A 20,963-nucleotide genomic window follows, 5' to 3' on the forward strand; every position below is an offset into this window, starting at 1 on the left:
AGCAAGGCGACAAAGGTGGCGAGCTTCATCCATTGCATGGCGAAAATGGAGGCCCAGCCGTCATACGAAAAATCACGCGCGCCGAAGAACCAGAACAGCAGCACCAGCGTGTAGAGAGCCATCACAACGGCGGTAATGCGTTGCGCCAACCAGTCGCGCAAGCCGTAGTGCGCGCCAACGACCAAGCGCTTGGGACCGATTCGATTGTTGTTATTCGCTGCCATTCTCAGAAGGCTCCGAAGAGTTTAAGCGCAACGACGATTGTCAGCAGAGATGACACCGCGAGCACGACGATGGACGTCTGCTTGCCGCCTTCCTTGCTCACTGCGCGATGGGTATCGAGCAGCAGAAAGCGGATGCCGGCGCAAAAGTGGAACAGGAAGGACCACGAAAGCACGAGGACGACGATCTTGATGAGGGGATTGGCGAGAAAGCCCTTGAAGGCGTCGAAGCTGATCTCCGACGTGAGGCTTTGGTCCAGCAGATACAGCAGAAACGGCAGCGATATGAACAACAGCAGACCGCTGATGCGATGAAGAATTGAAACCTTTCCCGCTAGTGGCAAGCGGTAGGTTGCTAGCTGAGCGATTCCGATATTCCGGTACTCAGGTCTTGGTTTTTTTGCGGCTTCAGCCATGCTAGACCCCAACTTTGTTATCACACTAGTCCGCGATTTTAGCGCCTTTTTATATCGCGCTGCAGCGAAATGCCGCGCAAGAGGCTATTGCCAATCGCGTGAGAAAGGCTCTAAGGCACCCCTTGAGGTTCGCCGCAGAGCCGTCCACGTCCCGTTTTAACTGCTGCTTCAACTCAAATCGTTTTGATAGTAATAACCGTTCGTGACATACCACCCGCGCCGCACTTCCACCGGCCGGTCGCCATACGTGTACGACACCCGCTCAACCGACAATAACGGCGACCCGGGGGCAACGCCAAGCAATTCGGCGACTTCATCGTCCGCGCCCACGGCCCTTATTTTCTCCGATGCCCGGATCATGCGCGTACCGAATTCCGCTTCGAACATCGCATAAAGCGGGCCTTTGTAATCCGCCAGGCGCTCAGCCGTCAGCCCGCGGAAAACCGCGCCGGGTAGCCAGATTTCGTCGAAGACGGTGGTTTCGCCGTCGAATTGCAGCAAGCGTTTGATACACACGACCGGGTCGGCCGGCTTCAGGTCCAGTTGGCGAGCGATCTCGGCGGGTGCGCGCAAACGGCGGCACTCCAGCAATCGGCTCACGTGAGGATGAAGGTCGCCGTCTTCCGGAAGCAACCGAAGAAAGCGGAACTGTACGTGATTTTCGTTGTGCGTTGCAACAAAGGTGCCCTTACCCTGACGGCGCACGAGCAGGTTGTCGGCGGCGAGTTCGTCGATGGCTTTGCGCACCGTCCCCTGGCTCACCTTGTAGCGGGCAGCCAGTTCGACTTCGCTGGGAATCATTTCGCCCGGCTTCCATTCGCCCGATTCAAGCCCTTGGGTAATCAGGGCCTTAATCTGCTGGTATAGCGGGCTGAACGTCGGCGACGAGGCAGGCACGATTTCCGTCGCACCGGATGCGCCGGAAGGGTTCGTGGTGCTCGCTGGGTTTGAATTCATGCGCGCATTTCATCATAAAGCGTCAAGTCGCGTCTAGCGTTTTCCCGGGTATTCCTATGTCTTATATAAGACATATGATACGGTTGACTTTGACCTGATCGAATCCTACACTCCTTGGCGAGCAAGGGTTTGCGGGATGCTGCACGTGTCATGCGGCGCACCCGGTGCGTCGGCCAGCCTAACGCCAGTCACCAGAACGCCCCAAATCGCCCTACCGCTCACCGCTTCAGCCTAACGGCTTTCGTGTTCGCTGCCGCTGCCAGTGCCCCGCTCTCGCAACGCCCGCGCGCCATCGGAAACGCGACGCATGAGGCATGAGTTGTATGGGCGGCATCGACGTTACAGGCGGCGCTGAACCAGCAGGATCCAGCGCAAATCCCCCTGCTCACAGAGCCGGATTCTCAGCACGAGGGTCGGACGGCGATTGCCGGCATGCTACCGGAAAGACAATGACAATCTCGCTTCAGGCGCGACACCATTGGATTTTGGGGTAATTCGCGGGGCAACCCGCGGGGCAAATCACAGGGCAACCTGCGCAGTTCGATTCACATGCTTCATCAACGCTTCGCGTAACGCGCCTAAAATGGCGTTTTCCCCTAGCGTTTCACGCACCGTTCAGGAGTGTTCTCAATGGCTAAGTCCGCAAAGCGCGTTGCCGTCACCGGCGCCGCAGGTCAAATCGGTTACTCGTTGCTGTTTCGCATCGCCAATGGCGACCTGCTAGGCAAAGACCAGCCGGTCATCCTTCAGTTGCTCGACCTGCCGCAGGCGCAAGCCGCCGTCAAGGGCGTAGTCATGGAACTGGAAGACTGCGCGTTCCCGCTGCTGGCCGGCGTGGTCGTCACCGACGACCCGAAGGTCGCGTTCAAGGACGCCGACGTCGCGTTGCTGGTCGGCGCCCGTCCCCGTTCGAAGGGCATGGAGCGTAAGGACCTGCTGTCCGCCAACGCTGAAATTTTCACGGTGCAAGGCAAGGCGCTCAACGACGTGGCCAGCCGCGACGTCAAGGTGCTCGTGGTCGGCAACCCGGCCAACACGAACGCGTACATCGCGATGAAGTCGGCGCCGGATCTGCCGAAGAAGAACTTCACCGCCATGCTGCGTCTGGACCACAACCGCGCGCTGTCGCAACTGGCGTCGAAGTCGGGCAAGCCGGTCGCATCGATCGAAAAACTGGCTGTGTGGGGCAATCACTCGCCGACCATGTACCCGGATTTCCGTTTCGCTACCGTCGACGGCGGCTCGCTGACCAAGCTGATCAACGACGACGAATGGAACCGCAACACGTTCATCCCGACGGTTGGCAAGCGCGGCGGGGCGATCATCGAGGCGCGTGGTTTGTCGTCGGCAGCCTCGGCAGCCAACGCGGCTATCGACCACGTGCATGACTGGCTGCTCGGCACGAACGGCAAGTGGGTCACCATGGGCGTTCCGTCTGACGGTTCGTACGAAATCCCGGAAGACATCATCTACGGCGTTCCCGTGACGTGCGAAAACGGCGAATACAAGCGTGTTGAAGGCTTGGAAATCGACGCGTTCTCGCGCGAGAAGATGACCGGCACGCTGAACGAATTGCTCGAAGAGCGTGACGGCGTTGCGCATCTGCTGGGCAAGTAAGCGGGTCTGACAGACTTTGCGTTTCACGCGAGCGCCTGGCCACAAGGCTGGCGCTCGCTGCTGATTCGAGTGCGTTTGGTGTTTGAAGGCGTTTGACGTAGTTTGACGCAGCCTCCGAACCCACCCGAATCCGCGGTTTCCACCCTCTTTACAAGCAACCCGACGCCGACGATGCGCGCTCTCACCCCCGCCGAAGTCCTGTTTGAAGGCGACGTTCCACCCGCTGTGATGCCCCCTTGCGATCACTATGCCGGAAGCGAAAAGCTGATCAGGAAATCGCTCGCCCTGCAGGCACAGCTCGGCCCGGTGTTCGACGTCACCCTCGATTGCGAGGACGGCGCGCAAGTCGGCCAGGAAGCGTCGCACGCGGAACTGGTGGCATCGTTTCTCGGCAGCGAGGAAGACCGCTTCGGCCGCGTCGGCGTGCGGATTCACGACTTCCAGAACCGCGCCTGGCGCGACGACGTGCGCATCATCCTGCGCGCCGCCAAAAAAGCGCCGGCCTATATCACGCTGCCCAAGATTCGCAGCGTCTTCGATGCCGTCGAGATGGTGGCGTTCGTCGAGGCGTCGCGGTGCGAGTATGGGATCAGGCAAGCCATCCCGTGCCACCTGCTGATCGAAACGCATGGTGCGCTGGCGGAGGTCTTCGAACTTGCGGCGCTTCCTGGCGTCGAAGCGCTGAGTTTCGGGCTGATGGATTTTGTATCGGCGCATAACGGCGCGATCCCCGACACCGCCATGCGCTCGCCCGGCCAGTTCGATCATCCGCTCGTGCGGCGCGCGAAGCTCGAGATCGCAGCGGCTTGCCACGCGCATGGCAAGGTGGCGTCGCATAACGTCTCCACCGAAGTGCGCGACATGAGCGTGGTCGCGGGCGATGCCCAGCGTGCCCGCAACGAGTTCGGTTACACGCGCATGTGGAGCATCCACCCGGATCAGATCCAGCCGATCGTCGATGCCTTCCTGCCGCGCAGCGATGAAATTGCAACCGCCGCGGAGATTTTGCTAGCCGCGCAAAACGCGCAGTGGGGGCCGACGCGGTATCAGGACACGTTGCACGATCGCGCAAGCTATCGGTATTACTGGTCGGTGCTGCGCCGCGCGAAAGCGTCGGCACAGGCGCTGCCCGAGGGCGCAGAGACGCTTTTTTCACAAGACAGGTAACGCGTTCTACATATCAGGAGACTGGGTCGAATGAGCGATACGTTAGAGAAAGAAGCACCCGCTGCCGGCGGCTTCAAACCGAAGAAATCGGTCGCGCTGTCAGGCGTGACGGCGGGTAATACCGCGCTGTGCACCGTCGGCAAGACGGGCAATGATTTGCACTATCGTGGCTATGACATCCTCGATATTGCCGGGACGTCCGAGTTCGAGGAGATCGCGTACCTGCTCGTGCATGGCAAGCTGCCGACCGTCGCTGAACTCAAGACGTACAAAACCAAGCTCAAGGGTTTGCGTGGCCTTCCCGCGAACCTGAAAGCCGCTCTGGAATGGATTCCCGCATCCGCCCACCCGATGGACGTGATGCGCACGGGCGTCTCCGTACTGGGCACCCTGCTGCCCGAGAAGGAAGACCACAACATCTCCGGCGCCAAGGATATTGCCGACCGCCTGATGGCCTCGCTCGGCTCGATTCTGCTGTACTGGTACCACTATTCACATAACGGCCGGCGTATTGAAACCGAGACCGATGACGATTCCATCGGCGGGCATTTCCTGCATTTGCTGCATGGTGTTCCACCGTCGAAGTCGTGGGTCGATGCGATGCATGCGTCGCTGATTCTCTACGCCGAACACGAATTCAACGCATCGACGTTCACCTGCCGCGTGATCGCGGGCACGGGCTCGGACATGTACTCGGCGATCACCGGCGGCATTGGCGCATTGCGCGGCCCGAAGCATGGCGGCGCAAACGAAGCCGCATTCGACATTCAATCACGCTATCAGACGCCGGACGAAGCGGAAGCCGATATCCGTCGACGCGTGGAAGCGAAGGAAGTGGTGATCGGCTTCGGTCATCCGGTGTACACGATCTCCGATCCGCGCAACAAGGTGATCAAGGAAATCGCGAAGAAACTGGCGAAGGAAGCCGGCGACACCAAACTCTACGAGATCGCCGAGCGCCTTGAAACAACGATGTGGGACGCGAAGAAGATGTTCCCGAACCTGGACTGGTTCAGCGCGGTGTCGTACCACGCGATGGGCGTGCCTACAGCCATGTTCACGCCGTTGTTCGTGATCTCGCGGACCTCGGGCTGGAGCGCCCACATCATTGAACAACGTATCGATAACAAGATCATCCGGCCTAGCGCAAATTACACCGGTCCCGAAAATCTGAAGTTCCAATCTATAAATAAGCGAAAATAGCGCGCTGCGTGTGCCGGATAGCCCGAATCGGCGCGCGTGCTTTCGCAAAACGGGTCAATGCAGGCGGTCATTTCACCCCCGAACTGGCGCTGCAAACGCCCTGATTGAACACTTAAACGAAATTTAGAAAGGCTGTCATTGATGAATAAACTCCTGATCGCTAGCGTTGTTGGCGCCCTGTCCCTGTCGGGCATGCTCGCCACCACGAGCGCGCTGGCTGCAGATGCCACAACCACGACCACCACCACCACGGCCAAGAAGGCAGTGGCAAAACGCCCCGCTCCGGCACGCCGCCTGATCAAGCGCAAACCCGCCGCAGAAGCCAAAGCGGCAGCAAAAGTGGACCCGGTCCCGGAAGGCTCGACGAAATGGTCCTGCGCCGAAGGCGTGGCTTTCTACCTGAAAGGCGACATGAAGCGTGACCAGGTCGTCACCGTCCACTGGGCGAAGAAGGACTATCAATTGCCGCGTGAAAACACCACGACCGGCGCGGACCGCTTCCACGACGCAGCAACGGGCATGGATCTCGTCGTGATCCCGAACAAGGCCATGTTGTTCTCGGACAGCGACTCTTCGCGCCTCGCCGACGAATGCAAGACGGATGAAATGGCAGCAGCAGGCGCGCCCGCACCGACGCAAGCCAACGAACTGATCAAGAACGTCAAGTAAGTTTTTGCCAGAGGTTTTTCGATGTCCGCACCGATTTCAAACATCCGGCCCGAGCCGGATCGAGTTCTAGTCGATATCGTCGACTACGTTCTCGACTACAAAATCGACAGCACACTTGCGCTCGACACGGCGCGTAACTGCCTGATCGATACGCTCGGCTGCGGACTCGAAGCATTAACCTATCCCGCCTGCACCAAGCTGATGGGACCCATCGTGCCCGGCACGATAGTCCCCAACGGCGCCAAGGTGCCCGGCACCTCTTTCCAGCTCGACCCGGTTCAGGCTGCGTTCAACATTGGCGCGATGATCCGTTGGCTCGACTTCAACGACACGTGGCTGGCTGCCGAATGGGGCCATCCGTCGGACAATCTCGGCGGTATTCTGGCAACGGCCGACTGGCTTTCGCGTAACGCGGTGGCCACCGGTAAGAAGCCGCTATCGATGAAAGACGTCTTGATCGCGATGATCAAGGCGCACGAAATTCAAGGCTGTATCGCGCTCGAAAACTCGTTCAACAAGGTTGGACTGGATCACGTTTTGCTCGTGAAGCTTGCTTCAACGGCGGTGGTCGGTCAGATGATCGGTCTGACGCGCGACGAGTTGATCAATGCTGTTTCTTTAGCCTTCGTCGATGGTCATTCGCTGCGCACGTATCGGCATGCGCCGAATACCGGTTCGCGCAAATCGTGGGCTGCCGGCGACGCGACCTCGCGCGCCGTGCGTCTCGCGCTGATCGCGAAGACGGGCGAAATGGGCTATCCGTCGGTTCTGACCGCTAAAACATGGGGCTTTTACGACGTGCTCTTCAAGGGCAACGCGTTCAAGTTCCAGCGCCCGTACGGTTCGTACGTGATGGAAAACGTGCTCTTCAAGATCTCGTTCCCGGCTGAATTTCACTCGCAAACCGCGGTGGAAGCGGCGATGACCTTGCACGCCAAGCTCGCGGAAACCGGCAAGAAGGTCGAAGACATCAGGAAGATCACGATCCGCACGCACGAAGCAGCGATTCGGATCATCGATAAAAAAGGTCCGCTCGATAACCCCGCCGATCGCGATCACTGCATTCAATACATGATCGCAGTGCCACTGATCCATGGCCGCCTGACCGCTTCAGACTACGAAGATTCGGTTGCAAAGGATCAGCGCATCGACATCTTGCGCGCGAAGATGGAATGCGTGGAAGACCCGCAATTCACGAAGGATTATCACGATCCGGAGCAGCGTTCGATCGCCAATGCGCTGACGGTCGAATTCAATGACGGCTCGAAGTTCGATGAGGTGGTCGTCGAATATCCGATCGGACACAAGCGCCGTCGCAAAGACGGCATCCCCCTTCTGGTCGAGAAGTTCAGGACCAACCTGGCACGGCGTTTCCCAGCCAGGCAGCAAGAGGCGATCCTCGCGGTATCGCTGGATCAGGCAACGCTCGAAGCAATGCCGGTCAATGAATACGTTGATTTGTACGTGATTTAGTCAGGATTCTTCACCCGTTTTTAGATCACACGTTTCGAAGGTATTTCCTCGTTTAAACCAAGGGAAAAAAACATGGCCCACAATCTCCACAAAACGCTCAAGGAATTCGACAGCGGTTCCGGCAAAGGCAAGTACTACTCGTTGCCCGCACTCGGAAAAGCGCTGAACGTCAAGATCGAACGCCTGCCGGTGTCGATCCGCATCGTGCTGGAATCGGTGCTGCGCAACTACGACGGCAAGAAGATCGGCGAAGAGCACATCAAGCAACTGGCAAACTGGAAGCCGGTCGCGGATCGTACCGATGAAATCCCGTTCGTCGTCTCGCGCGTCGTACTGCAGGATTTCACCGGCGTGCCGCTGCTCGCCGACATCGCCGCAATGCGTGGTGTTGCAAAACGCGCAGGCAAGGACCCGAAGGCGATCGAACCGCTCGTGCCGGTCGATCTGGTGGTCGATCACTCGGTGCAGATCGATTACTTCCGTCAGAAAGACGCGCTCGACCTGAACATGAAGCTGGAATTCCAGCGCAATAACGAGCGCTACCAGTTCATGAAGTGGGGCATGCAAGCCTTCGATACGTTCAAGGTCGTGCCGCCGGGCGTGGGTATCGTGCACCAGGTGAACCTGGAATATCTGGCGCGTGGCGTGCACAAGAAGACGGTCGACGGCGATACGGTGTATTACCCGGACACGCTCGTCGGCACGGACAGCCACACGACCATGATCAATGGCATTGGCGTGGTGGGTTGGGGCGTGGGCGGTATTGAAGCTGAAGCCGGCATGCTCGGCCAGCCGGTGTATTTCCTGACGCCGGACGTGGTGGGTGTTGAGTTGAAGGGCAAGATCCGCGAAGGCGTGACGGCAACCGACCTGGTGCTGACCGTTACCGAAATGCTGCGTAAAGAGAAGGTTGTCGGCAAGTTCGTCGAGTTCTTCGGCGAAGGCACGAAGTCGCTGTCGCTGCCGGATCGCGCGACCATCGGCAACATGGCGCCTGAATACGGCGCCACCATGGGCTTCTTCCCCGTCGATGAAAAGACCATCGATTACTTCAAGGGCACGGGTCGTACCGACGCAGAAATCTCGGCATTCGAAGCCTATTTCAAGGCGCAGAACCTGTTCGGCGTGCCGAAGGCCGGTGACATCGACTACACGAAGACGCTTACGCTCGACCTCGGCACGGTTGCTCCGTCGCTGGCTGGTCCGAAGCGTCCGCAAGACCGTATCGAAATCGGCAACGTGAAGTCGAACTTCACCGAACTGTTCTCGGCGGCAGTAAGCGACAACGGTTTCGGCAAGAAAGCTGCCGACCTGAACAAGCAATACACGACCACGAACAAGGTCGATGTGAAGAACGGCGACATCTTGATCGCCGCCATCACGTCGTGCACGAACACGTCGAACCCGAGCGTTCTGCTTGCCGCCGGCCTGCTCGCGAAGAAGGCTGTGGAAGCCGGTTTGACCGTGGCGCCGCACATCAAGACGTCGTTGGCGCCGGGATCGCGAATCGTCACCGAGTACCTGACGAAGACCAACCTGCTGACGTACCTCGACCAGCTCGGCTTCACGCTGGCCGCTTACGGCTGCACGACGTGTATCGGCAATGCGGGCGACCTGACGCCGGAACTGAACGACGCGATCACGAAGAACGACATTGTGGCCGCCGCCGTGCTGTCCGGTAACCGTAACTTCGAAGCACGCATTCACCCGAACATCCGCGCCAACTTCCTGGCATCGCCGCCGCTGGTTGTGGCTTACGCCATCGCCGGGAACATGACGGTCGACCTGATGACGGAACCGGTCGGCAAGGGCAAGAACGGCAAGGACATCTTCCTCGGCGACATCTGGCCGACGAGCGACGAAGTCAACGCGCTGCTGAAGTACGCGCTCGACGCCGATGCATTCCGCAAGAACTACGCCGAACTCACGAAGACCGGCGACCTGTGGAGCAAGATCGAAGGCGAAGCGGGTCAGGTGTATGACTGGCCGAAGTCGACGTACATCGCCGAGCCGCCGTTCTTCGGCAAGGACTTTTCGATGACGCCGGCCGACAGCATTCCTGAGGTCAAGGGTGCGCGGCCGCTGGGCATCTTCGGTGACTCGGTCACGACCGATCACATCAGCCCGGCTGGTTCGATCAAGGAAAGCTCGCCCGCAGGCGTGTGGCTGAAGGCGAACGGCGTACAGAAGGCCGACTTCAACAGCTACGGCTCGCGTCGCGGCAACCATGACGTGATGATGCGCGGCACCTTTGCGAACGTGCGGATCAAGAACCTGATGATCCCGCTAAAGGCAGACGGTTCGCGCGTGGAAGGCGGCGTGACCATATTCCAGCCGAGCGGCGAAGAACTGTCGATCTATGACGCAGCCATGAAGTACATCGATGCCGGCACGCCGACCATCGTGTTCGCGGGCGAAGAGTACGGCACGGGTTCGTCGCGCGACTGGGCCGCGAAGGGCACGCAATTGCTCGGCGTGAAGCTGGTCGTGGCGCGTAGTTTCGAGCGGATCCATCGTTCGAACCTGGTCGGCATGGGCGTGTTGCCGCTGCAGTTCAAGGGCACGGACAGCGTGCAGTCGCTCAATATCACGGGCGAAGAAACGTTCGATCTGGAAGGTCTCACGTCAGATATCAAGCCGCAGCAGGAAGTGACGCTCGTGATCCATCGCAAGGATGGCAGCGAGCAGCGCGTGACGGTGTTGCTGCGTATCGATACGCCGATTGAAGTGGATTACTACAAGCACGGCGGGATCCTGCCGTTCGTGCTGCGCTCGCTGCTGGCAGCGTAAGTTTTTCGCTTCTCTGCTTTTGCGCAGTAGCTTTTGCAGGTGACCGCGCCCTATTGAGATCAGGGCGCGGGAACGTTGAACCCGGCTTCGGCCGGGTTTTTTTTGTTTCCAGATTGCTACCAAATTCTGATAGCAATGATTGCATTTCGAACATTGAGTGCGATCATTGATAGCATTCAATGGGAGGAACTACGATGGCTAATTTACTGGTTCGCGGGATAGATGAAGCGCTGGTTCGCAGCCTGCGCGAACGCGCCGCCGCGCACGGCCGGAGCGCCGAAGCCGAGCATCGGGAAATTCTTGCCCAGGCGCTTAGCCGGCCCAAAAAACGCAATTTGGCGGAAGTGCTAGCAAGCATGCCGAACGTTGGAGAAAACGCTGATTTCGAGCGGATTCAAGATACAGGTGGAGCGCCACGCGTATTTGATTGATACCAACGTTATTAGCGAAAATGATTGTGCGATGAACGTCATCTCGATCGATGACCACGTCGCTCAACTCTGAGGCCGTTTGCGGGTGCCGAACCGGGGGAATGAAACCGACAGAGTAATCGCCGCGACCGCCTTAATTTATGAATTTACCGATCGTGACGCGGAATACCAAAGACTTCGATCGAACGGGCGTCAAGCTACTTAACCCGTTCGAATGAAATCAGCAGCCGGTTTGGACTGCTCTGTAGAGTCTTACGTAACGTGGTTTTCCGCTTTCAGTAGTGATAGCGGCAAGCCATCACGTAGATCACATCTTCCTGCACGATATAAACCAAACGGTCCTCCTTCGTGATGCGCCTGGACCAGAATCCGGTCAGATCACCTTTGAGTGGTTCCGGCTTACCTGTTCCCCTAAATGGATCTCGTGAAATCTCCTCGATCAAGCCATTGATTTCATCGAGAATGCGTTTGTCGTGCGCTTGCCAGTGGAGATAGTCATCCCACGCGTGCTTACTCCACCCTACCTTGCACTTATTTACCGCCGCGGCTTTGTTTTTGGCCTTTTTCTGCTGCGTCATCTTTCAGTAAGTCCTTGATCAAGGCCTTACCAGCTTTAAATTCAGCAATGGATTCGCGCAGTCGCTCAGCGTTCTTTGGCGAGCCCAACAGATGCAGTGTTTCTTGCATACTGTTGTAATCGTCCAGCGAGATCATCACGACATGCTCGCCGCGCTGCCTTGTGATGACAGTCGGTTCGTGGTCTCTGCAGACCTCATCCAGTGCCTGCTTGAAGCTGGCACGGGCTTCGCTAAAAGTCAGGATGTTCATGTTGATTGCCTTTTGAAGCTTCGTTATGTCGTCCCGGTCTTATGGGCACAATTATGGTCAAGGTGCCTCAATAATTGCTATACCGGTCCTAATGCAGTAAACAATCCCCTTGAACTATCATTGTACATGATTTTGTACAATGATCCAAGCTCATTTGAACAGCACCCGCCAACCCGTGATGGGCGCACTGACGCCACTAGGTAGATGAAAAAACGCGACGCAGCCAAAAGCCGCGTCGCGTTTTTATCTGGGCGCAAATGATGCCGACTTACCGCGCTTCGCTCACAAACTTCGTCACCAAATACGCTTCCATCGCTTCGCTGCCGCCTTCCGAGCCGTAACCCGAATCCTTCACGCCACCGAACGGCGTTTCCGGAATGCCCAGCCCGTGGTGGTTGATCGACACCATGCCGCTTTCGATGTCCTCGCCCACCGCCGCCGACGTCGCGCTCGAGCGCGTGTACGCATACGCTGCCAGGCCATACGGCAAGCGGTTCGCTTCCACGATAGCTTCATCGTAAGACTTGAAAGTCGAAATTGGAGCGATCGGGCCGAACGGCTCTTCCGTCATGATGCGAGCCGACATCGGTACATTGGCCAGCACCGTCGGCGCGAAGAAATACCCTTCACGGCCGATGCGTTCACCGCCCGTCAGCACCTTGGCGCCCTGCTCCACTGCATCGGCGACCAGACGTTCCATCGCCTGCAAACGGCGGCCGTTAGCCAGCGCGCCCATTTGCACACCCTCTTCCAGACCGTTGCCGACCTTGAGCTTCTTCGTCGTCGCGACGAAGTGCTCCGTGAATTCCTCGAGAGCCGATTCTTCGACGATAAAACGCGTCGGTGAAATGCACACCTGACCGGCATTGCGGAACTTGGCGCTGGCCAGAAGTTTCGCGGCGCGCGGAATGTCGGCATCGGCGAAAACCAGCGCGGGCGCGTGGCCGCCGAGTTCCATCGTGGCGCGTTTCATGTGCTCGCCGGCCATTGCGGCCAGCAACTTGCCGACTGCCGTCGAACCCGTGAACGAGATCTTGCGGATCAGCGGATGCGCGATCAGGAACTTCGAGACGTCGGCGGGCACGCCGAACACGAGGTTCAGCACGCCGGCGGGCAACCCAGCGTCGATGTAAGCCTGAACCAGCGCCGCGCAGCTAGCCGGCGTTTCTTCCGGTCCTTTCAGCACCACCGAGCACCCTGCCGCCAGCGCCGCCGACACCTTGCGCACTGCCTGATTGATCGGGAAATTCCACGGCGTGAACGCGGCAACCGGGCCGACCGGCTCACGCGTCACGATCTGACGCACATTTGCCGCACGTGCCGGGATCACGCGGCCGTACGTCCGGCGCGCTTCTTCAGCGAACCAGTCGATGGTGTCTGCCGCGCCCAGCACTTCCACGCGCGATTCGGCCAACGGCTTGCCCTGCTCCATGGTCATGATCGCGGCCACTTCCTCGGCGCGGTCGCGCAGGTTTTGCGCGGCACGGCGCATGAGCTTGCTGCGATCGAATGCCGATACCTTGCGCCAAGCCGCGAAACCGCGTCCGGCGGCTTCCGCGGCTTCGGCGAGATGCTGTTCGCTTGCCAGCGAGAGGCGGCCGATTTCCGCTTCCGTCGCCGGATTGACCACGGCGGTGTCGCGGCTACCCGCGCGCCATGCGCCGTCGATGTACAACTGCGTGCTCGGGTAATGACGCGATGAAGTGCTTTCGCTCATGCTTGGCTCCTGATGTTCGTGGTGTTCACGGTTATTGGGGAAACTGCCGCCGGGGTTGAATCACCATTCCCGACCTTCGAAACCCGGCGAATTAACCGTTTATGGTAACGCGATCACGAGGGTTTTGCTTGGAGGCGGTGTTTGGGGACGTTATCGCGGGCCGCAGCGGACGGCTTTACGTCGGCCATTCTCATCGGTTTGAACTTAAACTGATTGCGGCGGCATTCCGGGATTGCGCCCCCGTAGCCGCAATCAAAACGGCCAAGCCCGGGCCAGACAACCCCGACGGAATTCTGCCAATAAACCCCTCGTGCTCACGAAAAAATTCACGCCCACGCCCGAACTCCGGCGCTTCGCCCGTACGCTCGTCAGTTGCCTACTCAGCTACTACGCCGCCAAGCTCGCCACGCTCCCCGAGCTTTTCTGGGCAGTCATCACCACCCTGATTGTCGTCACGCAGCCAAGCCTCAACCAGGCGCTGAACACCGGCCGCGACCAGATCATCGGGGCGGTGATTGGTGGAGTGGTCGGCGTGGTCGGTTTGTTCGCCATCCTGCATGGCGCCAAACCGCTCATCGTGTTCGCCATCGCACTCCTGCCGCTCGCGGCGCTCGCCGCCTGGCGGCCGACGCTCCGGCTTGCCTGCGTCACGCTCGTCGTCGTTGTGCTGGTTCCGGCAAGCGGCATGGGCTCGCCTTTCGCACGGCCGATCGACCGTGTGCTCGAAATCCTGATCGGCGCGGGCGCGGCGCTCCTCGTCGCGTTCCTGATGCCGAACCGCGCGATCAACGCGGCTCACAATCGAGCGAGTGAGATCGTCCTCGCGTTGGGCGAACTGATCACGCTGACGCTGCGCAAGCCCGAAGACGCGAACAAAGCCGAGCGCCTGCATCGGCGTTCTGCCGCCGCGGAACAGGCACTCGACGAGGCGATTACCGAAGCGGGCCGCGAGCACATCATCGTGCCGGTGAAGCGCACGCGGGGGGATGTGGTCGACAAAGTCGCTCCCATGCTGACCCGGCTGCATCGGGACGCTCTGTTTCTGGGCCAGGCTTTCACCAGCGATCCCCAATTCGCGGGACGACTCAGCGCGGCCAATCGCGACGCGCTGAACCTGACCGCCGACGCATTTACAGAGGCTGCCGAGACATTAGCCGCCACGCTCGATGCCGATCGAAGTGATCAGGACGAAAAGGTCCGGCTCGCGCGCGGGTCGTTCGAGAAGCTGAGAACGGCATCGAACACTGCATGTGAATCGATGGAGAAATACACCGCGCTGGCCTTCGTGCTGAACCTGCTGGTCCAGGATTTTGGGGATCTGATCGCGACGGTCGAAGTGCTGGACAAACGCGCATAAAAAACCAGCTCTCCACCCGTGCGCCATGTTGCCGCCATCTCGCGGCCATCTTGACGCCACCGCAGTTGCCTATCATGAGTATCGGACGCCAAGACCACGTCGGTCCTCTTCTATCCGTGCTTCAACGGGAATTCGACTCATGAACGACAAGCTTCAACAACCGGACATTATCGATGATGAGCCGGCGACGCTGTTCGAGCGCGTGACACGCCGCTCCTTTTTGACACGCGTTGGTGCGGCGGGTGTCGCCGTGAGCACCGGGCAACTTCATTCTCTCGCTCTTGCAGATTCCGACGACGCAATCCAGGACGGTGCGCCAAGCGGCATCGTACCGACAGAGAGCGGCAACGTTCATGTGCAGCTGAACGTCAATGGCACGCTGCATGAACTGGATATCGATCCACGCACCACCCTGCTCGATTGCGTGCGCGAACATCTGCGCCTTACCGGCACCAAGAAAGGCTGCGACCATGGCCAGTGCGGCGCGTGCACGGTCCATGTGGATGGCAGGCGCGTGAATTCGTGCCTGAGCCTTGCGGCCACTCACGAAGGTGAAGCCATCACCACGATCGAAGGCATTGGACGGCCCGGCAACCTGCATCCAATGCAGGCCGCCTTCGTCGAGCATGACGGCTTTCAATGCGGCTACTGTACGTCGGGGCAGATCATGTCCGCCGTCGCGCTGCTCAAAGAGCCCTACGGTCACAGCGACGAGGACGTCAAGGAAGCGATGAGCGGCAACATCTGCCGCTGCGGCGCCTATTCGAACATCGTCTCCGCGATCCAGCAAGTTCGCCGGAAGATTTAAGCGGAGCGAACAAATGGAACACTTTCAGCTCAAGCGCGCGGCCGACGTCAAACAGGCGCTCGACATGGCAATGGCGCAGACCACCGCGGCCAGTCCGCCAAGCACGCAATCGACACGCTTCCTGGCCGGAGGCACGACACTGCTCGACTTGATGAAGCTCGACGTGGAGCGCCCGACCCAGGTCATCGACATCCACCGGCTGCCGCTCGACAAGGTCGAGACACTCGACGGTGGTGGCGTCACGATAGGCGCGACGGTGCGCAATGCCGATCTCGCGAACCATCCGCTGATCAAGACGCACTATCCCGTGCTGTCACAGGCGCTGCTTTCGGGCGCGTCGGCACAGTTGCGGAACATGGCGACGACCGGCGGCAACCTGCTGCAACGCACGCGCTGTGTCTACTTCCGCGATACGGCAACGCCATGCAACAAGCGCGAACCGGGCAGCGGGTGTTCCGCGATCGGTGGCTTCAATCGCAATCTCGCCGTCCTCGGAACGAGTGACCACTGCATCGCAACCAATCCCTCGGACATGAATGTCGCCCTGACGGCGCTCGAGGCGACGGTCCATACCGAAAGTTCGGAGGCCAAACGAAGCATCGCCATTGATGACTTTTTCCTGTTGCCCGGCACCACGCCAGAACGCGAAACATCGCTCCATGCCGGCGAGCTGATCACCCACGTGACGCTCCCCGCACCGATACCCGGTAGTCGCAGCGTCTATCTGAAACTGCGCGACCGCGCATCGTATGAGTTTGCATTGGCATCGGCTGCGGTCGTCGTGACCGTATCGTCGGGCACGATCACTCACGTCAGGATTGCGCTGGGCGGTGTGGGCGTGAAGCCATGGCGTTCACGTGAGGCGGAAGCGGCGCTTCTCGGACGCGCACCCGATGCCCCTGCGTTTCGTGCGGCTGCCGTTGCCGCGCTTCAGTCAGCACGCCCGCAAAGCCAGAACGGCTTCAAGGTTGAGTTGGCGACACGCTGCATTCAACACGCGCTCACGCTTGCCACCCAGACTACCTGACTCGATGTTCGCGTCGCGGAGAAGACAATGCAATTAGCTTCGAAGAAAGTGCAGCCATTGATTGGCGGCGACTTCCAAAGAATTGATGGCCCGCTTAAGGTAAGCGGCCTCGCGACGTACACGTCGGATTTCGCCTTGCCCGGGATGCTGTATGCGGTGCCCGTTTGCGCGACGATTGGCAAGGGCCGCGTGACGCGACTCGACATCGCTGCTGCCGCAAAAATGCCCGGCGTGAAAGCGGTCTTCACGCGCGAGAACATTGGCAAGTTCTATAGAATCGGTTTCGCATCGGACGCGAGGATCGACGAGAAACGCCCGCCGTTCGAGGACGACACCGTCTACTACTACGGCCAGTATCTTGCCGTGGTGGTCGCCGATACATTCGAGCAGGCAACCGCTGCATCTGCTGCAGTAAAGGTCAGTTATTCGACGAGCCAGCCTGATGTGCGCACGGAGATGGCGGCGGAAAAAAAACCATCGGTCGATACACAGCGAGGCGACGCTGACACCGCCTTCGCCAATGCCCCCGATGCGCTCAAGGTCGATCAGACCTACACCACGCCGATCGAAACGCACAACCCGATCGAACTGCACGCGACTGTTGCCGCATTCGATGGCACGAACTATACGTTCTACGAAACATCTCAGTCGATTGTCAACCAGCGGCAGGTCATGGCGCTGATGCTCGGTGTGCCGGAAGATCAGGTGCGCGTGATCATGAAATACCTTGGCTCCGGGTTCGGGGGCAAACTGTTTCCATGGTCGCACTCGTTGCTCGCAGGCGCTGCGGCGCGCAATCTGCAGCGCCCGGTCAAGCTGGTGGTGACCCGCGAGATGATGTTTCATAACGTGGGCCACCGTACCAGCACACAGCAGCGCATGCGTTTGTCGACAACCCCCGATGGGCGTTTCACCTCGTTCCAGCATGACTATGTTTATCAGACGGCGCGCCGGGAAACACGCAAAGAGAACTGCGGCGAGACAACAGGCTACCTGTACAGCTCGCCTAATCTGCGAGCGACTGCTGCCCTTGCGCGCCGGGACATTGCTCCCAGCACGTCGATGCGCGGCCCAGGTGCAGTGCCGGGCCTGTTCGCAATCGAGTCGGCCGTCGACGAACTCGCCATCAAGCTCAACGTCGATCCGCTGCATTTGCGGTTGATCAACGAGCCCGCCATGGACGAAAGCCGGAACGTGCCGTTCTCGTCGCGACACCTCGCGGAGTGCCTGACGCTCGGCGCTGACAAGTTCGGCTGGTCGAATCGAACCGCAACCGTTGGTTCAATGCGTCGCGATGGCCTGGTGGTCGGATGGGGTATGGCAGCGGGGTCGTGGGCGGCTAGGCGGCAGCCTGCGGAAGTGAACGTCGAACTGCATGGCGATGGGACCGCGCGTGTATCGACGGCGACGCAGGACATCGGCACGGGCACCTACACGATCCTGGCTCAGATGGTCGCCAATCTGACGGGTATCGCGCTCAACAAGATTTCCGTCGTGATCGGCGATACACGTTTGCCGCCAGGACCGTTGTCCGGCGGCTCGATGGTGACAGCGTCACTGGTTCCAGCCGTGACACAGGCCACTCAGGTTGTCATCCAGCAGCTTCTTGCGACTGCCTCCGGAGCGGACAACTCGCCGTTCAAAGGGCAGTCCGTGGACGTGCTGGGTTTCGAACAAGGCATGGTCTATCGCAAAGGAACATCGCCCGGGGCAGGCGTGCCATTTGAACGAATCCTTGGGCCTGCGCAGGTCAGCATCTTGATGGGCAGGGGTCGCTCCGGTGCGAGTCAGGCAGATGCCATTGCGAACAAGGTGTCTATTCACTCGTATTGCGCGCACTTTATCGAAGTCACGTGGCAGCCGGAAACTGCGCGCTTACGCGTAAGCCGGGTCGTCAGCGTGATCGATGCAGGCAAGATCATCAATCCGCGCACGGGTCGTAACCAGATCGAAGGGGCGATTGTGATGGGCGTCGGTATGGCGCTTTTCGAAGAGACGCACTATGACTCTCGTTCAGGCGCGCCGCTGAACCGCAACCTCGCTGACTACGTGATGACGACGCATGCCGACTCGCCAAAGATGGACGTGACGTTCCTGGACTATCCGGATTTCGCGCTGAATCCGCTGGGCGCTCGCGGGATCGGGGAGATCGGCATGGCAGGCATTGCGCCTGCCATTACAAATGCCGTCTATCACGCGACGGGGGTACGCGTCCGCGATCTTCCGGTGAAGATCGAAGATCTGTTAGCAGCGCCAAGGCCAGCCTAGCGCTGCATCACGCCATTACATCGGCGGCGCAACGCCATCCTTCTCAACCACGACGCGTGACGCGGCAAACTCGGTACCGCTCACCGGCGTCGCCACGATAAACACCTTCTTGCCCGCGACCAGATCCGTGCGCGCAGCCGGCGCGAACGTCACCACAGGCACGCCGTCCGGCACCGTCACCGTGTTGCTGCCACCCTTGTACGACAGCTTCAGGTCACGACCGCTCGTGCCCGTGACAACCTGATCGACGTTCGCATTCGTCATCGTGCTGTTCGGCGACAGATCCCACGCATAGTGACCTTCACCCGTACCGCGCGCTGCTTCCGGGAACACCAGCACTTCGGTCGCCGTCATCTTGCCGTCGGTACCCGTAGTCGCTGCCGTGCCGATAAACGAACCCGGCTTGATATCGGCGAGCTTGATGTTCTTCACCGCCGTGACGGGCGTGTCCTGCTTCAAGTCGATGGTCACGGTGTCGCCGCTGCGACGGTGCACGGTCAGCGTATCGCCGGACAACGAGACGATATCGCCACGAATACGTGATGGTTTAGCCGCAGGCGCCTGAGCGAACGCAACGCCGGCAAACGCGAGCGCTGCAACCGACGCACAGAGTTTCAAACGCAAAGAGGTAGATGACATAACAGACATGGAAGCTCCGGTTTTAGTATTTGACGCAAGGAAATTCAGGCACCACCGAACCAGTTGTAGCCCTGGTTCTCCCAGTAACCACCGGGATATTCGTTCGTCACGGTAATCGCGACGATGTGCTTCGGGTTCTTGTAGCCGAGCTTTGTCGGCATACGCAGCTTCATCGGGAAGCCGTACTTCGGCGGCAAAACTTGTCCGTCGTAGGTCAGCGCCAGAAGCGTCTGGGCATGCAGCGCAGTCGGCATGTCAATGCTGGTTGAATAGTTATCCGCGCAGTGGAACGCTACGTATTTGGCCGTGGTGTCGGCGCCGGATCGCTTGAGGAAATCAGAGAAACGCACGCCGCCCCATTTGCCGATCGCACTCCACCCTTCAATGCAGATATGCCGCGTCACCTGGCTTTCCTGCGGCAACGCGCGCAGTTCTTCCAGCGTCCACACGTTCTTGCCCTTCACCAAGCCACCGACCGGCAGCTTGTAGGTGGCGGCATCGACGATAGGTACATCGTCGATGTCATAGAACGCGTTGAACGGGAACGGCCGTGTGATCATCGACTCGGGATAAGTCGGCGCGAGCTTGTTCGGATCGAAGAGGAACGCCTGTGCATCGTCGTTGAAACGGGACATGGTCCGCAGCACGGTGTTCACGGATTTATCGTCGGAGATGTTGCAGCCCGACAGCATCATGAGACCGCCCAGCGACAGGATGCGCTTGCCGAACAGACGCCGCGCCGGCGCCTTCAGTTCATTGCGGGCATCTTTGAGAATGTTGTCGACATCGAGCTTCGCGTTCGCGGCAATCAATTCGCTCTTTCTGTTCAGCATGGTTCAGCGGCCCCGGATCATCAGCAACAACGAGCGTGGAACGAGCGCGACCATCACCACGTGCAACACAAAGAACGCCACCAGGAAACTCATCGCGAAGAAGTGGACCACGCGGGCGTTGTCATAACCGCCCATCAGGTCACGCAGCCATGGGAACTGCACCGACTTCCAGACGGCAAGGCCCGACAGGATCACGACCACAATGTCCACGATCACCGCGAGATACGCTGCCTTCTGCACGGCGTTGTAGTGCGTGAGATCGTCATGCTTGAGCTTGCCGGTCAGCGCGGCGCACAGATCGCCGAAGAGGCTTTTCACGCTGAGCGGAAACAGCTTGCGGCGAAAACGTCCGGAGAAAATGTTCACCCCCACGTACACCAGGAAGTTCACGACCAGCACCCACATGGCCGCGAAATGCCACAGCAACGCGCCGCCCAGCCATCCGCCCAACGTAATGCTTGATGGAAAAACAAACGAACGGAAAATCGGCGAAGCGTTATAGACCTGCCAGCCGCTTGTTGCCATCACCACGACCGCAAGCG

Annotated in this window: 20 protein-coding genes; 11 read left to right on the forward strand and 9 right to left on the reverse strand. The window is 59.5% G+C overall.

Annotated elements, in window-relative coordinates:
* The 3 genes from sdhD to FH08_RS0131990 form a co-directional block, all read right to left on the reverse strand.
* Nucleotides 1-224: succinate dehydrogenase, hydrophobic membrane anchor protein (gene sdhD / locus FH08_RS0131980; protein ID WP_031362271.1), on the reverse strand; the 224-nt coding region annotated here is incomplete at its 3' end.
* A 2-nt stretch (nucleotides 225-226) separates the two neighbouring features.
* On the reverse strand, nucleotides 227-637 hold the full coding sequence (sdhC, locus tag FH08_RS0131985; protein ID WP_035567608.1) for a succinate dehydrogenase, cytochrome b556 subunit: 411 nt from the start codon (nucleotides 635-637) through the stop codon (nucleotides 227-229).
* Nucleotides 638-805: 168 nt separating this feature from the next.
* A complete protein-coding gene (locus tag FH08_RS0131990; protein ID WP_031362273.1) occupies nucleotides 806-1,594 on the reverse strand; it encodes a GntR family transcriptional regulator in 789 nt (262 codons plus the stop codon).
* Nucleotides 1,595-2,224: 630 nt separating this feature from the next.
* Between FH08_RS0131990 and FH08_RS0131995 the strand changes: the two genes are divergently transcribed.
* From FH08_RS0131995 to FH08_RS50720, 7 genes are all read left to right on the forward strand, one after another.
* Complete coding sequence (locus FH08_RS0131995) at nucleotides 2,225-3,211, forward strand: malate dehydrogenase (protein ID WP_031362274.1); 987 nt, start codon at nucleotides 2,225-2,227, stop codon at nucleotides 3,209-3,211.
* 171 nt (nucleotides 3,212-3,382) lie between these two features.
* The gene (locus tag FH08_RS0132000) at nucleotides 3,383-4,378 is read left to right on the forward strand and encodes an HpcH/HpaI aldolase/citrate lyase family protein (protein WP_031362275.1); all 996 of its coding nucleotides are present in this window, start codon (nucleotides 3,383-3,385) and stop codon (nucleotides 4,376-4,378) included.
* Between the two features lie 30 nt (nucleotides 4,379-4,408).
* Complete coding sequence (gene prpC / locus FH08_RS0132005; RefSeq protein ID WP_031362276.1) at nucleotides 4,409-5,581, forward strand: bifunctional 2-methylcitrate synthase/citrate synthase; 1,173 nt, start codon at nucleotides 4,409-4,411, stop codon at nucleotides 5,579-5,581.
* A 141-nt stretch (nucleotides 5,582-5,722) separates the two neighbouring features.
* On the forward strand, nucleotides 5,723-6,250 hold the full coding sequence (locus FH08_RS0132010; protein ID WP_031362277.1) for a hypothetical protein: 528 nt from the start codon (nucleotides 5,723-5,725) through the stop codon (nucleotides 6,248-6,250).
* Between the two features lie 21 nt (nucleotides 6,251-6,271).
* Nucleotides 6,272-7,723 (forward strand): bifunctional 2-methylcitrate dehydratase/aconitate hydratase, encoded by a 1,452-nt coding sequence (locus tag FH08_RS0132015; RefSeq protein WP_031362278.1) that lies wholly within the window; start codon nucleotides 6,272-6,274, stop codon nucleotides 7,721-7,723.
* A gap of 72 nt (nucleotides 7,724-7,795) precedes the next feature.
* On the forward strand, nucleotides 7,796-10,513 hold the full coding sequence (gene acnA, locus FH08_RS0132020) for an aconitate hydratase AcnA (protein WP_031362279.1): 2,718 nt from the start codon (nucleotides 7,796-7,798) through the stop codon (nucleotides 10,511-10,513).
* A gap of 194 nt (nucleotides 10,514-10,707) precedes the next feature.
* Nucleotides 10,708-10,944 carry a FitA-like ribbon-helix-helix domain-containing protein gene (locus FH08_RS50720; RefSeq protein WP_075583404.1) on the forward strand — a complete coding sequence of 79 codons (237 nt, stop codon included), beginning with the start codon at nucleotides 10,708-10,710 and terminating at the stop codon, nucleotides 10,942-10,944.
* A 275-nt stretch (nucleotides 10,945-11,219) separates the two neighbouring features.
* On the opposite strand, the gene FH08_RS50725 is transcribed toward FH08_RS50720, so the two are convergent.
* From FH08_RS50725 to FH08_RS0132040, 3 genes are all read right to left on the reverse strand, one after another.
* Nucleotides 11,220-11,522, reverse strand: a complete 303-nt coding sequence (locus FH08_RS50725) for a Txe/YoeB family addiction module toxin (protein WP_075583405.1) — start codon at nucleotides 11,520-11,522, stop codon at nucleotides 11,220-11,222.
* Nucleotides 11,476-11,772, reverse strand: coding sequence for a type II toxin-antitoxin system Phd/YefM family antitoxin (locus FH08_RS0132035; protein ID WP_031362280.1), 297 nt, complete (start codon nucleotides 11,770-11,772; stop codon nucleotides 11,476-11,478). Before FH08_RS0132035 ends, FH08_RS50725 begins: the two co-directional genes overlap by 47 nt.
* Before the next feature lie 268 nt (nucleotides 11,773-12,040).
* Nucleotides 12,041-13,489: an NAD-dependent succinate-semialdehyde dehydrogenase gene (locus tag FH08_RS0132040; RefSeq protein WP_031362281.1), complete on the reverse strand. Its 1,449-nt coding sequence runs from the start codon at nucleotides 13,487-13,489 to the stop codon at nucleotides 12,041-12,043.
* A 310-nt stretch (nucleotides 13,490-13,799) separates the two neighbouring features.
* Here FH08_RS0132040 and FH08_RS0132045 point away from each other — a divergent pair, with 310 nt between their 5' ends.
* The 4 genes from FH08_RS0132045 to FH08_RS0132060 all read left to right on the forward strand — a co-directional run bounded on the left by FH08_RS0132045 (nucleotide 13,800) and on the right by FH08_RS0132060 (nucleotide 18,949).
* Nucleotides 13,800-14,846 carry an FUSC family protein gene (locus FH08_RS0132045; protein ID WP_035567612.1) on the forward strand — a complete coding sequence of 349 codons (1,047 nt, stop codon included), beginning with the start codon at nucleotides 13,800-13,802 and terminating at the stop codon, nucleotides 14,844-14,846.
* Nucleotides 14,847-14,985: 139 nt separating this feature from the next.
* Entirely contained in the window at nucleotides 14,986-15,654 is a 669-nt protein-coding gene (locus FH08_RS0132050; protein ID WP_031362283.1) for a (2Fe-2S)-binding protein, read from the forward strand.
* A gap of 13 nt (nucleotides 15,655-15,667) precedes the next feature.
* Nucleotides 15,668-16,681: an FAD binding domain-containing protein gene (locus tag FH08_RS0132055; protein ID WP_031362284.1), complete on the forward strand. Its 1,014-nt coding sequence runs from the start codon at nucleotides 15,668-15,670 to the stop codon at nucleotides 16,679-16,681.
* A 27-nt stretch (nucleotides 16,682-16,708) separates the two neighbouring features.
* Complete coding sequence (locus FH08_RS0132060) at nucleotides 16,709-18,949, forward strand: xanthine dehydrogenase family protein molybdopterin-binding subunit (protein WP_031362285.1); 2,241 nt, start codon at nucleotides 16,709-16,711, stop codon at nucleotides 18,947-18,949.
* A 15-nt stretch (nucleotides 18,950-18,964) separates the two neighbouring features.
* Here FH08_RS0132060 and FH08_RS0132065 read toward each other — a convergent pair whose 3' ends face one another.
* From FH08_RS0132065 to FH08_RS0132075, 3 genes are read right to left on the reverse strand one after another with little or no spacing between them, the layout of a single operon-like run.
* Nucleotides 18,965-19,597, reverse strand: a complete 633-nt coding sequence (locus tag FH08_RS0132065; RefSeq protein ID WP_235210569.1) for a hypothetical protein — start codon at nucleotides 19,595-19,597, stop codon at nucleotides 18,965-18,967.
* Nucleotides 19,598-19,632: 35 nt separating this feature from the next.
* The gene (locus FH08_RS0132070) at nucleotides 19,633-20,421 is read right to left on the reverse strand and encodes a molybdopterin-dependent oxidoreductase (RefSeq protein WP_051888692.1); all 789 of its coding nucleotides are present in this window, start codon (nucleotides 20,419-20,421) and stop codon (nucleotides 19,633-19,635) included.
* Nucleotides 20,422-20,424: 3 nt separating this feature from the next.
* Nucleotides 20,425-20,946 (reverse strand): cytochrome b/b6 domain-containing protein, encoded by a 522-nt coding sequence (locus tag FH08_RS0132075; protein WP_419178034.1) that lies wholly within the window; start codon nucleotides 20,944-20,946, stop codon nucleotides 20,425-20,427.
* Between the last annotated feature and the right edge of the window lie 17 nt (nucleotides 20,947-20,963).

The sequence above is a fragment of the Caballeronia sordidicola genome (genome assembly GCF_000729995.1).
Lineage (GTDB): Bacteria > Pseudomonadota > Gammaproteobacteria > Burkholderiales > Burkholderiaceae > Caballeronia > Caballeronia sordidicola_A.

Excerpts from the sequence above, each read along its gene's own strand:
- FH08_RS0132010 (WP_031362277.1), top strand. The coding sequence starts at position 5,723 with ATGAATAAACTCCTGATCGCTAGCGTTGTTGGCGCCCTGTCCCTGTCG.
- FH08_RS0131995 (WP_031362274.1), top strand. The coding sequence starts at position 2,225 with ATGGCTAAGTCCGCAAAGCGCGTTGCCGTCACCGGCGCCGCAGGTCAA.
- acnA (WP_031362279.1), top strand. The coding sequence starts at position 7,796 with ATGGCCCACAATCTCCACAAAACGCTCAAGGAATTCGACAGCGGTTCC.
- FH08_RS0132070 (WP_051888692.1), bottom strand. The coding sequence starts at position 20,421 with ATGCTGAACAGAAAGAGCGAATTGATTGCCGCGAACGCGAAGCTCGAT.
- FH08_RS0132075 (WP_419178034.1), bottom strand. The coding sequence starts at position 20,946 with ATGGCAACAAGCGGCTGGCAGGTCTATAACGCTTCGCCGATTTTCCGT.
- FH08_RS0132060 (WP_031362285.1), top strand. The coding sequence starts at position 16,709 with ATGCAATTAGCTTCGAAGAAAGTGCAGCCATTGATTGGCGGCGACTTC.
- FH08_RS0132065 (WP_235210569.1), bottom strand. The coding sequence starts at position 19,597 with ATGTCTGTTATGTCATCTACCTCTTTGCGTTTGAAACTCTGTGCGTCG.
- FH08_RS50725 (WP_075583405.1), bottom strand. The coding sequence starts at position 11,522 with ATGACGCAGCAGAAAAAGGCCAAAAACAAAGCCGCGGCGGTAAATAAG.
- FH08_RS0131990 (WP_031362273.1), bottom strand. The coding sequence starts at position 1,594 with ATGAATTCAAACCCAGCGAGCACCACGAACCCTTCCGGCGCATCCGGT.
- FH08_RS0132015 (WP_031362278.1), top strand. The coding sequence starts at position 6,272 with ATGTCCGCACCGATTTCAAACATCCGGCCCGAGCCGGATCGAGTTCTA.
- FH08_RS50720 (WP_075583404.1), top strand. The coding sequence starts at position 10,708 with ATGGCTAATTTACTGGTTCGCGGGATAGATGAAGCGCTGGTTCGCAGC.
- FH08_RS0132050 (WP_031362283.1), top strand. The coding sequence starts at position 14,986 with ATGAACGACAAGCTTCAACAACCGGACATTATCGATGATGAGCCGGCG.
- FH08_RS0132040 (WP_031362281.1), bottom strand. The coding sequence starts at position 13,489 with ATGAGCGAAAGCACTTCATCGCGTCATTACCCGAGCACGCAGTTGTAC.
- FH08_RS0132035 (WP_031362280.1), bottom strand. The coding sequence starts at position 11,772 with ATGAACATCCTGACTTTTAGCGAAGCCCGTGCCAGCTTCAAGCAGGCA.
- FH08_RS0132000 (WP_031362275.1), top strand. The coding sequence starts at position 3,383 with ATGCGCGCTCTCACCCCCGCCGAAGTCCTGTTTGAAGGCGACGTTCCA.
- prpC (WP_031362276.1), top strand. The coding sequence starts at position 4,409 with ATGAGCGATACGTTAGAGAAAGAAGCACCCGCTGCCGGCGGCTTCAAA.
- FH08_RS0132055 (WP_031362284.1), top strand. The coding sequence starts at position 15,668 with ATGGAACACTTTCAGCTCAAGCGCGCGGCCGACGTCAAACAGGCGCTC.
- sdhC (WP_035567608.1), bottom strand. The coding sequence starts at position 637 with ATGGCTGAAGCCGCAAAAAAACCAAGACCTGAGTACCGGAATATCGGA.